16 protein-coding genes and 1 riboswitch are annotated in these 13,479 nt (G+C 67.1%); of the genes, 6 read left to right on the top strand and 10 right to left on the bottom strand.

Annotation, left to right across the window (positions count from 1 at the left end; genetic code table 11):
• Positions 1 to 238: 238 nt before the first annotated feature.
• The 4 genes from KM176_RS13525 to KM176_RS13510 form a co-directional block, all read right to left on the bottom strand.
• Positions 239 to 1,255: an ABC transporter substrate-binding protein gene (locus KM176_RS13525; RefSeq protein WP_160894121.1), complete on the bottom strand. Its 1,017-nt coding sequence runs from the start codon at positions 1,253 to 1,255 to the stop codon at positions 239 to 241.
• Between the two features lie 35 nt (positions 1,256 to 1,290).
• Complete coding sequence (locus KM176_RS13520; RefSeq protein ID WP_160894123.1) at positions 1,291 to 2,031, bottom strand: ABC transporter ATP-binding protein; 741 nt, start codon at positions 2,029 to 2,031, stop codon at positions 1,291 to 1,293.
• Entirely contained in the window at positions 2,028 to 2,795 is a 768-nt protein-coding gene (locus KM176_RS13515; RefSeq protein WP_160894125.1) for an ABC transporter permease, read from the bottom strand. Before KM176_RS13515 ends, KM176_RS13520 begins: the two co-directional genes overlap by 4 nt.
• A gap of 4 nt (positions 2,796 to 2,799) precedes the next feature.
• The gene (locus tag KM176_RS13510; protein WP_160894127.1) at positions 2,800 to 3,408 is read right to left on the bottom strand and encodes a YkoF family thiamine/hydroxymethylpyrimidine-binding protein; all 609 of its coding nucleotides are present in this window, start codon (positions 3,406 to 3,408) and stop codon (positions 2,800 to 2,802) included.
• Positions 3,400 to 3,513: riboswitch (TPP riboswitch) on the bottom strand. (Overlaps the previous gene by 9 nt.)
• A gap of 115 nt (positions 3,514 to 3,628) precedes the next feature.
• Here KM176_RS13510 and KM176_RS13505 point away from each other — a divergent pair.
• From KM176_RS13505 to KM176_RS13495, 3 genes are all read left to right on the top strand, one after another.
• Entirely contained in the window at positions 3,629 to 4,159 is a 531-nt protein-coding gene (locus tag KM176_RS13505) for a CoxG family protein (protein WP_160894129.1), read from the top strand.
• 282 nt (positions 4,160 to 4,441) lie between these two features.
• A complete protein-coding gene (locus KM176_RS13500) occupies positions 4,442 to 5,371 on the top strand; it encodes an ABC transporter ATP-binding protein (protein ID WP_160894131.1) in 930 nt (309 codons plus the stop codon).
• Positions 5,368 to 6,129: an ABC transporter permease gene (locus tag KM176_RS13495; RefSeq protein ID WP_160894133.1), complete on the top strand. Its 762-nt coding sequence runs from the start codon at positions 5,368 to 5,370 to the stop codon at positions 6,127 to 6,129. Before KM176_RS13500 ends, KM176_RS13495 begins: the two co-directional genes overlap by 4 nt.
• A 156-nt stretch (positions 6,130 to 6,285) precedes the next feature.
• On the opposite strand, the gene uvrC is transcribed toward KM176_RS13495, so the two are convergent.
• The 5 genes from uvrC to KM176_RS13470 all read right to left on the bottom strand — a co-directional run bounded on the left by uvrC (position 6,286) and on the right by KM176_RS13470 (position 11,329).
• Positions 6,286 to 8,169 carry an excinuclease ABC subunit UvrC gene (uvrC, locus tag KM176_RS13490; protein ID WP_375372120.1) on the bottom strand — a complete coding sequence of 628 codons (1,884 nt, stop codon included), beginning with the start codon at positions 8,167 to 8,169 and terminating at the stop codon, positions 6,286 to 6,288.
• 413 nt (positions 8,170 to 8,582) lie between these two features.
• Positions 8,583 to 9,374 carry an SDR family oxidoreductase gene (locus KM176_RS13485; protein WP_160894135.1) on the bottom strand — a complete coding sequence of 264 codons (792 nt, stop codon included), beginning with the start codon at positions 9,372 to 9,374 and terminating at the stop codon, positions 8,583 to 8,585.
• A 10-nt stretch (positions 9,375 to 9,384) separates the two neighbouring features.
• Positions 9,385 to 10,338 (bottom strand): calcium/sodium antiporter, encoded by a 954-nt coding sequence (locus KM176_RS13480; protein WP_160894137.1) that lies wholly within the window; start codon positions 10,336 to 10,338, stop codon positions 9,385 to 9,387.
• 6 nt (positions 10,339 to 10,344) lie between these two features.
• Positions 10,345 to 10,551: a hypothetical protein gene (locus KM176_RS13475; protein ID WP_160894139.1), complete on the bottom strand. Its 207-nt coding sequence runs from the start codon at positions 10,549 to 10,551 to the stop codon at positions 10,345 to 10,347.
• On the bottom strand, positions 10,532 to 11,329 hold the full coding sequence (locus KM176_RS13470) for a S49 family peptidase (RefSeq protein WP_160894141.1): 798 nt from the start codon (positions 11,327 to 11,329) through the stop codon (positions 10,532 to 10,534). The genes KM176_RS13475 and KM176_RS13470 overlap by 20 nt, the downstream gene beginning before the upstream one ends.
• Before the next feature lie 262 nt (positions 11,330 to 11,591).
• On the opposite strand from KM176_RS13470, the gene pgsA reads away from it, so the two are divergent.
• The 3 genes from pgsA to KM176_RS13455 are packed head-to-tail and all read left to right on the top strand — an operon-like array spanning position 11,592 to position 12,963.
• Complete coding sequence (gene pgsA / locus KM176_RS13465; protein ID WP_160894143.1) at positions 11,592 to 12,254, top strand: CDP-diacylglycerol--glycerol-3-phosphate 3-phosphatidyltransferase; 663 nt, start codon at positions 11,592 to 11,594, stop codon at positions 12,252 to 12,254.
• Entirely contained in the window at positions 12,254 to 12,499 is a 246-nt protein-coding gene (gene moaD, locus KM176_RS13460; RefSeq protein WP_160894144.1) for a molybdopterin converting factor subunit 1, read from the top strand. Before pgsA ends, moaD begins: the two co-directional genes overlap by 1 nt.
• A gap of 2 nt (positions 12,500 to 12,501) precedes the next feature.
• Positions 12,502 to 12,963 (top strand): molybdenum cofactor biosynthesis protein MoaE, encoded by a 462-nt coding sequence (locus tag KM176_RS13455; protein ID WP_160894146.1) that lies wholly within the window; start codon positions 12,502 to 12,504, stop codon positions 12,961 to 12,963.
• A gap of 139 nt (positions 12,964 to 13,102) precedes the next feature.
• Here the strand turns inward: KM176_RS13455 and KM176_RS13450 are convergent, their stop codons facing one another.
• Entirely contained in the window at positions 13,103 to 13,432 is a 330-nt protein-coding gene (locus KM176_RS13450) for a hypothetical protein (RefSeq protein ID WP_160894148.1), read from the bottom strand.
• Between the last annotated feature and the right edge of the window lie 47 nt (positions 13,433 to 13,479).

Genomic DNA, 13,479 nt, shown 5'->3' with positions numbered 1-13,479 from the left:
GCAGGTGGCAATTTCGAAACGATTGGGTCCGAATGCCGCATCCGCGCCATTCTACGTTTTCGTGCAATGCTGAAATGCCGGGCAGACCGCCGTCCGGTCATTCCCGGGCGGTGTTGGCGCTAACGATTAATGGCATTTTAATGCGTGATATATCTCATTTAACGGATCTGGGCGGGAATTCTGGAAATGGAATGGGAACGGCACGCCCGGGCGCACCGTTCCGGGGGGCGGGCCGGGCTCAGTCCTGCGGGGAGAGGTAGGCGTTGGTGGTCCAGCCGGTGAAGTCGGGGCGGGTCTCCAGCAGCTTGCCGTCGCCGTCGCGCAGCAGGCCGTGGTCGAACAGGAAGTTGCCCATCTTGGTGATCCGCGCCGGGTCCATGGCGCCGATGGTGCCGTCGCCGTCGATCAGGAACTGGCCCTTCACCAACGCCGCCATGGAGGCCTTGATGAGCGCGGGATTCGACAGCATCCCGTTGGTGGCCTTGATCAGGATCTCGGCGGCCTCTTCGGGGTGTTCGGCGGCAAATCGGTAGCCCTTCTCGGCCGCCTCGATGAAGGCGCGGGTGGTGTCGGGATGGGCCTCCATCCAGGGCTGCATGCCGCCGATCATCGTGGTGTACTGGTCCGGCACGCCGTAGTCGGCATAGGTGAAGCTGCGCTGCGGACGGCCCAGAAGCTCGGCGTTGACGCCCTCCCAGGTCAGGATTTCCAGCGTGAAGTCGACCCGCCCCGAAGCCAGCGCCTCATAGGCGGACGTGCCAAGCGTCACGGTCTTGAACTCTCCCTTGCCGCCATCGCCCTTGATGATGGTGCTGACCAGCGCATCCTCCCAGGCGGTGCCGAAGCCGCCGTAGGTCTTGCCGTCCAGGTCCGCCGGGCGCGCGATATCGGCGCGGGTGCCATCAAAGACGACGCGGCCGGTCTCGTGCTGGACGACGGCATAGGCCGGTTGCAGCGGCACGCCCGCCGCCCGCTGGGTGAAGAAGCCGACCGAGGAAAGGATGCCGAACTGCGCCACCCCGTTGGCCACCAGCGCCGAGGCCGAGGTATCGGTATAGGGCAGGATCTGCACGTCCAGCCCGGCCTCCTTGTAGTAGCCCTTGGCCTCGGCGACGTAGAGACCGATGTGGTTGGTGTTGGGGGTCCAGTCCAGCGCCATCTTGACGGTGGTCCGGGCCGAAGTCTGGGCCTGTGCGGCGGTGGCGATCAGCACGGCCAGGCCGGCGGCGATCAGGGTGCGAAGGGGGCGTGTCATCGGGATCTCCTGAAGATCGGAAGGGGCGGGCGGGGTCAGCCGGGGATGCCGGCCAGAACGTCGGTGATGCGCGCTTCTAGGGCATGGGCCTCGGCGGGCAGGGGGCGGCCCAGCCGCGGGCGCGGCAGGGTCACGTCGAAGCTGGCAAGGATCTGCGCCGGGCGGGGCGAGAGTACGTGGATGCGGTCCGCCAGGCAGATCGCCTCGCGGATGTCGTGGGTGATCAGCAAAGCGGTGGTGCGGGTTTCGGCCAGGCGGGCCTCCAGCCATTGCTGCATCCCGGTCCGGGTCAGCGCGTCGAGCGCCCCGAAGGGTTCGTCGAGCAGCAGCAGGGGCCGGTCCTGGACCAGGGTGCGCGCCAGCGCCGCGCGCTGCCGCATCCCCCCGGAAAGCTGGGCGGGCCAGTGCCGTTCGAAGCCCTCCAGCCCGAAGCGCGGGAACAGCGGCGCGACGGCGGCGCGGGCGGCGCGGCGCGACATCCCCTGCACCTCGAGGCCCAGGCCCACGTTGTCGATGATGCGCCGCCAGGGCATCAGCGCATCGCGCTGCGGCATGTAGGCGAAGGCGGCGTCCTGGGGCGCCCCCTGCAGCGTGATCTGCCCGGCCTCCGGGGCAAGGTTGCCCAGCAGCAGCTCGAAGATGGAGGATTTCCCGGCCCCCGAAGGGCCGATGAGCGCAGTGAATTCCCCGGGCCGGACATCGAAGCTGATATCGGCCAGCACCGGCGTTCGGCCCCGGGTCAGGGCGAGGTTGCGCAGCGACAGCAGCGGGCTCATGCGCGCCTCCAGGGCATGGAGAGCCGTTGCAGCCCGGCCGCCAGCGCGAACAGCACCAGCGTCAGCGCCGAACTGACAAAGACTGCCGCCAGCACCAGGTCGGGGCGGAAGTTGTTCTTGGCGTTCAGGATGAAGATCCCGAGGCCCCGCTGGGCCCCGGCATATTCCGCGAAGATCGCCGCCACCACGGCATAGGTGATCGAGATCCGCAGCCCGGCGAAGAAATAGGGCAGGGCCGAGGGCAGGCGGGCGCGGCGGAACACCCCCGCCCGGCCCGCGCCCATGCTGCGCAGCAGGCGTTGCAGGTCGTCATCGGTGCTTTCGTAGCCATCCACCAGCGCCACCAGCATCGGGAAGAAGGTCACCAGCGCCACCAGCAGGATCTTCGGCAGCAGGCCAAAGCCGAACCACAGCACGATGAGCGGCGCGATCGCCACCAGCGGCAGGGTCTGGGAGATCACGAAGACCGGGAACAGCGCCCGGCGCAGCACCGGCACGAAATCGATGGCGACCGAAAAGACGAAGGCCGAGGCCAGCGACAGCGCGAAGCCCGAAAGCGTCGCGGCCAGTGTCGGGCCGGCATTGGCCAACAGCACGGCCCGCGCCGCCCAGCCCTGTTCCACCACCCTGGAGGGCGCGGGCAGCAGCGTGGGAGAGACGCCGGCAAGGTCCACGTAGACCTCCCAGGCCAGCAGGATCGCACAGACCGAGACGAGCGCCGGAAGCGCCCGTCCCGCCTGATGGCGGACAGCGGAAAGGCGCATCGGCTCAGACCTTCGAGGGGCTGTTGGCCGAGACCGTCAGGTCGACGGTGACATGGCCCTCGGGCGGGCCGAAGCGGCAGAAGGCCTCGGCCACGGTGGCGAAGACCGGCCCGGCATCGCCGCGCAGCTTGGTGCAGAAATTCTTCGACTTCTCGAAGACGCCGCTGGCCTTGATGAAGTCGATGCAGCCGTAGATCTCGGCCATGTGGTCGCCCTGGCCCATGACATAAAGCGACATCTGCGCGGCGGCTTCCTCACCGGTCGGGGCGGCGCCGGTGACGGCGGCCCGGGCGTCCTGCACCCGTTGCGCGACGGGTTCGTCGGGGTTGGCCAGGGCGCCGGTCACGCACATCGGGTCGTCGGGTTCGCCGGGGCAGCCGCGCGACAGCGTCGCGTGCAGCACCACATGGGCGCGGGTTGCTGCGGCGCGCACGAAAAGATCGCGCAGCGCCGGGAACAGCACCTCGGGCGGGCCCACGACCAGGGTCGAGATGTCGTCGGTCTCGATCCTGAGGCGATCCTTCCAGGGATCGAGCGCCTTCAGCGCATCGAGGATGACGGGGACGAACTCCGACGTCATCGGGTAAAGGGAGATTTGCGCGCCTGTGAACATGGTTCCTCCTTGCTCCGCTGGCATGACCCAGATCAGCTTCGAAGGGTCCGGGGACATGCGCCCCCATCTCAGCCCCGGCTCTACGGGACTCCCCTGTGGATGGGGCGTTCAGATCACAGCTTCCGTCGCGGCGCAAGGGGGCGGCTGTCCGACCAAAGCGAGGCTTGGCGTGCGGCGGCCCCCGGACTAGCCTGCCGGAACCAACAGGAAAGGAAACGCCATGGAGATGAGCGACAGCCGCATCATCCGGGCCGACCGCGCCACCGTCTATGCCGCGCTCCTGTCGCCGGAGGTCCTGAAGGACTGCGTGCCCGGCGCCCAGGAGGTCACCGGCACCCCGGAGGAGGGGTTCGAGGCGGTCGTGGTGCAGAAGGTCGGACCGGTGAAGGCGACGTTCAAGGGGGGCGTGACGGTCTCGGACCTGGAACCGGACACGGGGCTGACCCTGACCGGCGAGGGCAAGGGGGGCGCCGCCGGTTTTGCCAAGGGGGCCGCGAAGGTGCGGCTGGAGGATCACGCCGAGGGCACGCTGCTGACCTACGAGGTCGAGGCGAAGGTGGGCGGCAAGCTGGCCCAGCTGGGCAGCCGGGTCATCGACGGCTTTGCCCGCAAGATGGCGGACCAGTTCTTCACCCGCTTCCAGGAGGGGATCGAGGGCCTGGCAGAGCCGGAGGAGGACCCGGAGGCGCCGCCCCCCGAAGGGGAGGCCCCGGCGAAACCGGGCTGGCTGAAGCGCCTGCGCGGCGGCTGAGCGCCGGCACTTCCGCTGCAGATCCCTTCGTGACAGGGCCTTTGGCGTGCCCGCCGCCCGGGGCACCGCCGGGCGAGGCTGCGGCGGCAAATCCACAGGGATCCTGTGTGGTTTGCCGTGCCCGCAAAGGGCTGTCCACTGCCCGCCCCGCAGGTCTGACGTCGGGGTTGTGTGAAATCCCACAGTTTTTCCGTGCGGGTTTTGGCATATCTGCGGAGCATCATCGGCGGCGCACCCCAGGGATGCACCGCCGCAGACCGTTTCATCCGCAAGGGGCGACCGATGGCACCCATCCTTCAGGTGAAAGACCTGAGAAAGACCTACGAGGGCGGCTTCGAGGCCCTCAAGGGCATCAACCTCGATATCGAGGAGGGCGAGATCCTGGCGCTGCTGGGCCCGAACGGGGCCGGCAAGACGACGCTGATCTCGACCCTCTGCGGCATCACCCAGCCGACCTCGGGCACCGCGACGGTGGCCGGGTTCGACATCCGCACGGATTACCGCCGCGCCCGCGAGCAGATCGGCCTGGTCCCGCAGGAGATCCACCTGGAGCCCTTCTCCTATGTCGGGGCCAACCTGCATTTCTCGCGCGGGCTGTTCGGCAAGCCGCGCAACGATGCGCTGGTGGACGGCCTGCTGAAGCGCTTCTCGCTTTATGACAAGCGGCGCAACCGCGTGCGTGAACTTTCGGGCGGCATGAAGCGGCGCGTGCTGATCGGCAAGGCGCTGGCCCATGAACCCAAGGTGCTGTTCCTCGACGAACCGACGGCGGGCGTCGACGTGGCGCTGCGCAAGGACATGTGGGATGCGGTGGCCGAGCTGAAGAAGGAGGGCGTCACGATCATCCTGACGACCCACTACATCGAAGAGGCCGAGGCCATGGCGGATCGTGTCGCGGTGATCCGCAAGGGCGAGATCCTGATGGTCGAGCAGACCTCGGAGCTGATGCAGCGCCTGGGCCGCAAGGTGCTGACGATCGAGCTGCGCGAACCGCTGGCAGGGATCCCGCCGGCGCTTGGGGGGCTGGATCTGGAACTGGCGCCGGACGGGCTGTCGCTGAGCTACAGCTACGACACCCGGGCGGAACGCACCGGCATCGCCGGGCTGATGGCCCGCGTGCAGGAGGCCGGGATCGTCCTGAAGGACATCTCGACCACCGAGAGCACGCTGGAAGAGATCTTCGTGGACCTGGTTTCGGAGGGCGCGCAATGAACCTGCTGGCGATCAGGGCGATCTACATGAACGAGATGTCGCGGTTCTTCCGCACCATCCTGCAAAGCTTCGTGTCGCCCATCATCTCGACCTCGCTCTACTTCGTGGTCTTCGGCGCCGCCATCGGCTCGCGCATCGACCAGGTGGAGGGGGTCTCCTACGGGGCCTTCATCGTGCCGGGCCTGGTGATGCTGTCGGTGATCATGCAGTCGATCTCGAACGCGAGCTTCGGCATCTACTTCCCGAAATTCACCGGCACTTTCTTCGAGGTCCTCTCGGCCCCGGTGAACTTCCTCGAGGTGCTCCTGGGCTTCGTGGGGGCGGCGGCGACCAAGGCGCTGTTCATCGGGCTGGTGATCCTGGGGACGGCCTCGATCTTCGTGCACATCAGCATCGCCCATCCCTTCGCCATGGTGGCCTTCCTGCTGCTGACCTGCCTGGCCTTCGCGCTGCTGGGCTTCATCATCGGCATCTGGGCAAAGAACTTCGAGCAGCTCCAGCTGGTGCCGCTCCTCGTGGTGACGCCATTGGTGTTCCTGGGCGGCTCCTTCTACTCCACCTCGATGCTGCCGCCGTTCTGGCAGACGGTGACGCTGTGCAACCCGGTGCTCTACCTGATCTCGGGCTTCCGCTGGGCTTTCTTCGAGACCGCGGATGTGCCGGTGGGGATCTCGCTGCTGGCGATCTTCCTGTTCCTGTGCATCTGCATCGGGGTGATCTGGCGGATCTTCCAGACCGGCTGGCGCCTGCGCGACTGAAGCCGGGCAGGGGGCTCTGCCCCCGCGCCTGCGGCGCCCCCCCGGGATATTTCCGGCCAGATGATGAAGAGCGCGTCCGGGGCAATCGGGCGCGCCCTGTCGGTTTCATCTTTCCCAAAATATGCATGTTGCGACGCCGGGGGCGCGTGGAACGGATCAGCCCTGGGCGTGGAAGTGGTCGTAGATGGTTTCGGCCATGCTGCCCGAGATGCCGTCCACCGCCTTGAGATCGGCGAGGTTGGCGCGGCTGACGGCCTTTGCAGAGCCGAAATGTGCCAGCAGTGCGCGCTTGCGGGTGGCACCGACGCCGGGGATGTCGTCGAGCGGGTTGGCCATGTTGGATTTCGCGCGTTTGGCGCGGTGGGTACCGATGGCGAAGCGGTGGGCCTCGTCGCGCATCCGCTGGATGAAGTAGAGCACCGGATCGTTCATGCGCAGGGCGAAGGGTGGCTTGCCGGGCTTGTGGAACTCTTCCTTGCCGTGGTCGCGGTCGATGCCCTTGGCCACCCCCACCATCGGCAGGTCGGGCACGCCCATCTCGTCGAGGATCTGCTGCACCGCCGAGACCTGACCGGCGCCGCCGTCGATCAGCAGCAGGTCGGGCCAGAGGCCCTTCTCGCGCTCGGGATCCTCCTTCTGGAGGCGTTTCAGGCGGCGGGTCAGGACCTCTTTCATCATGCCGAAGTCATCGCCCGGCACCAGGTCGTCGCCGCGGATGTTGAATTTGCGGTATTGGGATTTCAGGAAGCCCTCGGGGCCCGCGACGATCATCCCGCCCACCGCGTTGGTGCCCTGGATATGCGAGTTGTCGTAGACCTCGATGCGCTGCGGGGCGGCCTCCAGGCCGAAGGCCTCGGCGACGCCCTTCAGCAGCTTCGCCTGGGTGGCGCTTTCCGACATCTTGCGGCCAAGGCTTTCCTTGGCGTTGCGCGCCGCACCCGCGATCAGCTCGGCCTTCTCGCCCTTCAGGGGGACCAGCAGGGCGACCTTGCGGCCGGCCTTTTCCGAAAGCGCCTCTTCCATCAGGTCGGCGTTTTCGATCGGGTGGGACAGCAGGATCTGGCGGGGCGGTTCCTTGCCGTCGTAGAACTGGCCCAGGAAGGCCTCAAGCACCTCGGCCTCGTCGACATCCGCGCCGGCGCGGGGGTAGAAATCCTGGTTGCCCCAGTTCTGGTGGGCGCGGATGAAGAAGACCTGCACGCAGGCCTGGCCGCCCTCCATGTGCAGCGCGATCACGTCGGCCTCGGCGGTGGCGCGGGGGTTGATGCCCTGGGCGGTCTGCACCTGGGTCAGCGCGCGGATCCGGTCGCGCAGGGCGGCGGCGCGCTCGAACTCCATCTCGTCGGAGGCCTGCTGCATCTCGGCGGCAAGTTTCTCCTGCACATCGGTCGAACGCCCCTGCAGGAAGCGTTCCGCATCGGCCACCGAGGCGGCGTAGTCGGCTTCCGAGATATGGCCCACGCAGGGTGCCGAGCAGCGCTTGATCTGGAAGAGCAGGCAGGGGCGCGTGCGCCCGGTGAACACCGCATCGGTGCAGTTCCGGAGCAGGAAGACCTTCTGGAGCTGGTTCAGCGTCCGGTTCACCGCGCCGGCGCTGGCGAAGGGGCCGTAATAGGCGCCCTTGGCCTTCCTGGCGCCGCGGTGCTTGCGGATCTGGGGAAAGGCATGGTCCTTGGCCACGACGATCTCGGGAAAGCTCTTGTCGTCGCGCAGCAGCACGTTGTAGCGCGGTTTCAGCTGCTTGATCAGGTTCTGTTCAAGCAGCAGGGCCTCGGTCTCGGTCCGGGTGGTCAGGAACATCATCGACCGGGTTTCCGAGATCATCCGCGCGATGCGGTGCGAATGCCCCGAGGGGCGCGCATAGTTCGACACCCTGGCCTTGAGGTTGCGCGCCTTGCCGACGTAGAGCACCCGGCTTTCGCCATCCAGCATCCGGTACACGCCCGGAGAGCCGTCAATCCGCGCCAGGTAGGACTGGATCAGCCTGTGGCCCGTCAGCGGGGCTTCGGAAGGGGTCGTATCGTCGGTCATCTCAGCCATTCAGGTTCGCTTCGATTCTCTGCTCTGGCTGCAAGATGTATCGTGCGGGGGCAAGGGCAAAGGTTTCCCCGGGTTCTGTGGATAACTGTGGGGATACCATTTTGACATCGTGAAAAAAGCCTTGAATCATGGTCCCTTCCTTAAAGAGATTAAATTTTAGGCGTTTTTGCAAGCTGCTGAAATTAATGGTGAAAAAGTTATCCATAGAGCAAAAGGCTGGAATCGTTAGAGTTTTGGTAACGCCTGTGTAAATGGAACATGACAGGTGCAAAACTTCCCCTAGGACTCTTCCGTAAGGGCGGGCGGGCTGGCCCGCTGAGCGGATCGGGCGCGCCCCTGCGGCAGCTTTGCGGCCCCGGGACAGGCCCGGGGCGGGGCAGGAGCGCGGTCCGGGCCAGGCCCCCGCGCGGGGGTCACTCGACGCCCAGCACATCCGGGGTCTGCCAGGCCAGGTGCTGGCCGCCATCGGTGCACAGCAGCTGGCCGGTGACACCATGGGCGGACAGGAAATAGCGCAGCGCGCCGACGATGTCGGAGGGGTTGGAGCCCCGCCCCATCACCGTGTTGACGCGCTGGTCGTGGAAGTGCTGCGGGCTCTGGCGGGCGCCCTGAAGCGTCGGGCCGGGGCCGATCGCATTGACCCGCACCTTCGGCGCCAGCGCCTGCGCGGCGGTCTGGGTGAAGGCCCATAGACCCATCTTGGAGATCGTGTAGCTGGTGAACTCGGGCGTCAGCTTGCGCACCCGCTGGTCCAGCATCTGGATCACCAGCGCGCGGGCCTGGGGTTCGCCCATGGCGTCGGTCAGGGGATCGGGGGCCTGGGCGGCGAAAAGCTGGGTCAGCAGCACGGGGGCGCGCAGGTTGGCCTCCATGTGCAGGTCCCAGGAGCTGCGCGTCATCTTCTCCATGTTGTCGTATTCGAAGGCAGAGGCGTTGTTGACGAGGCAGGTCAGTGGCCCCTCCAGCGCTTCGGCGGCGCGCGCCACCAAGGTTGCAACCTCGGCCTCCTGCGTCAGGTCGCCCTGCAGGGTCACCGCCTTGCGGCCCATGGCGCGGATCTCGGCGGCGACCTCCTCGGCGGCTTCGGCCGAGCCGTTGTAGTGGATCGCCAGGTCATGACCGTCTTCGGCCAGCGCCAGGGCCATCGCCCGTCCGAGCCGTTTCGCGCCGCCGGTCACCAGGGCCTTGCCGGTGCTCTCGCTCATGGATGTCCTCCTAGGTCAGAATGCTGCCGACATAGAGCACGTAGAGCCCCGTCAGCCCAGCCCCCCAGAGGCGGGAAATATCCTTTTTCATCAGCACGAAGGGCACCAGAAGCAGGGACGAGGCCGCCATCACCCAGAAATCGAAATGCACGAAGGAGGGATCGACGGTGATCTTCCCGAAAAGCGAGGTGATGCCGAGGATCGCCAGCAGGTTGAACATGTTCGACCCGATCACGTTGCCAAGCGCCACATCGGCCTGCCGGCGCAGCGCCGCCATCACCGTGGTGGCAAGCTCGGGCAGGGAGGTGCCGACGGCGACCAGCGTCAGGCCGATCACCGCCTCGCTGATGCCGAAGTCCCGCGCGATGTCGGAGGCGCCGTTGACCAGCAGGTTGGCCCCGACCGGCAGCCCCACCAGACCCAGCACCAGCATGGTCAGGATCTTCCACACCGGCAGGGATTCGTCGGCGGCCAGCTCCTCCAGCTCGGGATCGGCGGCGGCCTTGCCCTCGCGACGGTGGGCCAGGGCTTCGCGCGCCTGGTCGATCAGGATCAATGCCAGCACGGCCAGCATGATCAGCCCGGCCCAGCGATCGAAGACCCCCCGCAGCCCGAGCGCGATGGTCAGCGCCGTGGCACCCAGCATCACCAGGTAGGACTTCTTGGTGTCATGCCCCGAGGTGTGCAGCGCCGCCAGGATCGCCGGGATCCCCAGCACCAGCAGGATGTTGGCGATGTTCGATCCCACCACATTGCCAAGCGCCAGCGCCGCCTGGCCCTTGGAGACGGCCGAGAGCGACACGATCAGCTCGGGCGCGGAGGTGCCGAAGGCGACCACGGTCAGGCTGACCAGCAGGGCGGGCACGCCCAGGCGCAGGCTCAGCCCGCTGGCGCCGCGCACCAGCAGATCACCGGCGACGACCAGCAGGACCAGACCGATCCCGCAGAAAATCCATGGCAGCATGTGCCGTTATCCCTTTTTCTTTGAACTGCGGCAGGGGCAGGGGCCCGAACCGATCAGGTAGCGCCCGCAGGAGGGGCACTTGGCGGGCTTGCGGCCGCGCCGGCCATTGCCGAAGCCCAGCAGGTGCAGCTTGCCGAACATCGCAAGCACGCCCATCAGGACCAGGAACAGCAGGACGATCTTCAGCACCATCTCAGAGACCGAAACGGGCATAGGCGGCCCGCTCCTCGATCATCGCCAGACTGTCATCGAGGACCCGCACGCCAAGCCGGCTGAGCAGCCCGCGCTTGCGGCCGTAGTCGCGGAACTTCACCTTGTCGCCGAACCGCGCCTGCATTTCCGGGACCAGATGGCCGATGCCGTCGATCAGCCCCCGGGCCTGCGCCTTGCGGCCCAGGAAGATCTCTCCGGTGAACAGGTCTTCGGAGGTCACGAGCCGGTCGCCCCGGCGTGCCTTCACATGGGCAATGAAGGCCTCGTGGATATCTTCCAGGTGGAGCTTCAGCTTGCTCACGTCCTCCTCGTTCTCGGGGCGGAACGGGTCGAGCATGCTTTTCGAGGTGCCGGCGGTGTAGACGCGGCGTTCAATTCCCTGGCGGGCCAGGAAGACATGGGCGCCGAACCCCGCCGAGATCACCCCGATGGAGCCCACGATGGAGCTTTCGTCCGCCAGGATCTCGTCGGCGGCGCAGGCCAGCCAGTAGCCGCCCGAGGCCGCGACATCCTCGACGAAGGCGAAGACCGGGATCTTCCTTTCCTCGGCAAGGCGCCGGATGCGCGCGGCGATCAGCGCGCTCTGCACCGGCGAGCCGCCGGGCGAGTTGATCACCAGCGCCACCGCCACGGGCTTGCCGCGCCGGAAGGCCTTCTCGATGAGCGGCGCGAGGCCCGCGTCGCTCAGCTGTCCACGGGAGCCTGCGGCGATCATGCCGCTCAGCCGGATCACGGCGACCTGGGGGCCGCGCTTCCTGAAAGGGTGCCACTTTGCCATGCTCTCGCATGTAGGCGTGGCCGGCAGGGCAGACAAGGGTTGTGCGGGACCTGTGGCAGAGGCGCCGCATAAGCCCCCGCAGACGCGCCCTTGACGCCTGTCCGGCATGCATATTTGAGGAAAGATGAAAGCAGGGCCGCTCCCTGTCATCTGGCCATAAATATCCCCGCCGGAGGCCCCTGTCCGCAGGCGCACCGGAAGGTGTAGGGCGCACCCCGCAATCGCGCTTCCCCATGGCGCGGAGGAAGGATAGGACAGGGGCATGAGTCTGACCCTGCCGAATATCCTCACGATCCTGCGCCTGCTGGCCGCGCCCGGGATCGCCGTGTGTTTCCTTGCCCTGCCGCGCCCCTTTGCCGACTGGTGCGCGCTGATCCTCTTCGTCGTGGCCTCGGCGACCGACTGGTTCGACGGCTACCTGGCCCGCAGCCTCGGACAGGTCAGCAAGCTTGGCACCATGCTTGATCCGATTGCCGACAAGGCCATGGTGGTGATCGCGCTGGCGGTGCTGGGGCATTACTCCTCTCTTGCCGACCAGATCATGCTGCCCGCCGCCCTCATCCTGTTCCGGGAGGTCTTCGTTTCGGGCCTCAGGGAATACCTTGGCGACACGGCGGGGCTGCTGAAGGTGACGAAGCTGGCGAAGTGGAAGACCACCTTCCAGATGGTCGCCATCGCCGTTCTGCTGGCCCAGGGCATCGCCGAACAGCAGATGGGCATGCAGGTCTTCGGGCTGGAAAATGCCGACGTGCAGGATATCCTCTCGGGAACGGATCCCGACGGGCAGAACCTGCGCGGCCTTGCCACCCTGACCGACTGGTCGACCTGGGCGGGGCTGGTGCTGACCTGGATCGCCGCGATCCTGACCGTGATCACCGGGGCGGACTACTTCCTGAAGGCCCGCCCGCATCTGAAGGACGAGTGATGGACATCCTCTACTTCGCCTGGGTCCGCGAACGCATCGGCCTGCCGAAGGAACGCATCGAGACCTCGGCCACCACCGTGGCCGAGCTGGTGGAGGAACTGCGCACCCGCGAGGCGCGCTACGCCGAGGCCTTCTCGGATCTGAAGGCGCTGCGCGTTGCCCTCGACCAGGAGCTTTCGGAATTCGACGCCCCCCTGGCCGGCGTGCGCGAGGTCGCCTTCTTCCCGCCGATGACGGGGGGCTGAGCATGTCTGCCGAGATCCGCGTCCAGGAAGCCGCCTTCGATCCGGGCGCGGAGCTTTCGGCCTTCACGCCGCGCGCCGCGGCGGCGGGGGCGGGCGCCATGGTCAGCTTCACCGGGCTGGTGCGCGATCTTCCCGGCGCGGGCGGCCTCTCGCGCATGGTGATCGAGCATTACCCCGGCATGACCGAGAAGGCGCTGGAGAAGATCGCCGCAGAGGCCGCCGATCGCTGGCCGCTGGGCCCGGTGCTGATCCTGCACCGCTTTGGCGCGCTGACGGGGCAGGAGCCGATCATGATGGTGGCCACCGCCTCGGCGCATCGCGTCGCGGCCTTCGAGGCCGCCGAGTTCCTGATGGATTACCTGAAATCCCGCGCCCCCTTCTGGAAGAAGGAAGAGACCGGCGACGGCACCCGCTGGGTCGCTGCCAGGTCCGAGGACGAGGATGCACTCGGGCGCTGGCGCTGACGGCGCCGTTCCGACACTCCGTATTTGGGGAAAGATGAAAGCCTGAAGGCCGCTGCTTTCAGCTTTCTTCAAATATGCCCGCCGGAGGCATCGCGCCGCAGGCGCGATTTCCGTCCCGGACCTTACTTCGGCCCGGACCTTACTTCGGCTTGTGGATCCGCTCGATGTAGGCGCGCAGCTCTTCCGCCTCGTGGCGCGCCTCGCGCAGGCCTTCCATGGCGGCCTCCAGCTCGGCCGTGGTCTGTGACAGCTGGGTGCCAAGCTCGCGTTCGCGCTGCTCGAGGTAGGTGATCGCCTGGTCGCGCATGTCTTCGGCCTCGTGCAGCTCGTGGGCCATGCGGTCAAGCTCTCCCATGTCGGCGCCGGCGACGCGCGTGAAGCGGTGCAGCAGCCAGTAGGCGAACCAGCCCAGCAGAAACGCCACGAAAAGGATGATGGCGGTGGCGATGATGAATTCGTTCCTGCTCACGTCTCGGTTCCCATTCCGCCCGGCTGTCGGGGCATCGTTGCTGTGGC

Source organism: Pseudooceanicola endophyticus (assembly GCF_018760365.1).
Lineage (GTDB): Bacteria > Pseudomonadota > Alphaproteobacteria > Rhodobacterales > Rhodobacteraceae > Pseudooceanicola > Pseudooceanicola endophyticus.
The sequence above is the reverse complement of the archived record's forward strand: the minus strand, read 5'-3'. Positions and strand labels throughout refer to the sequence as shown.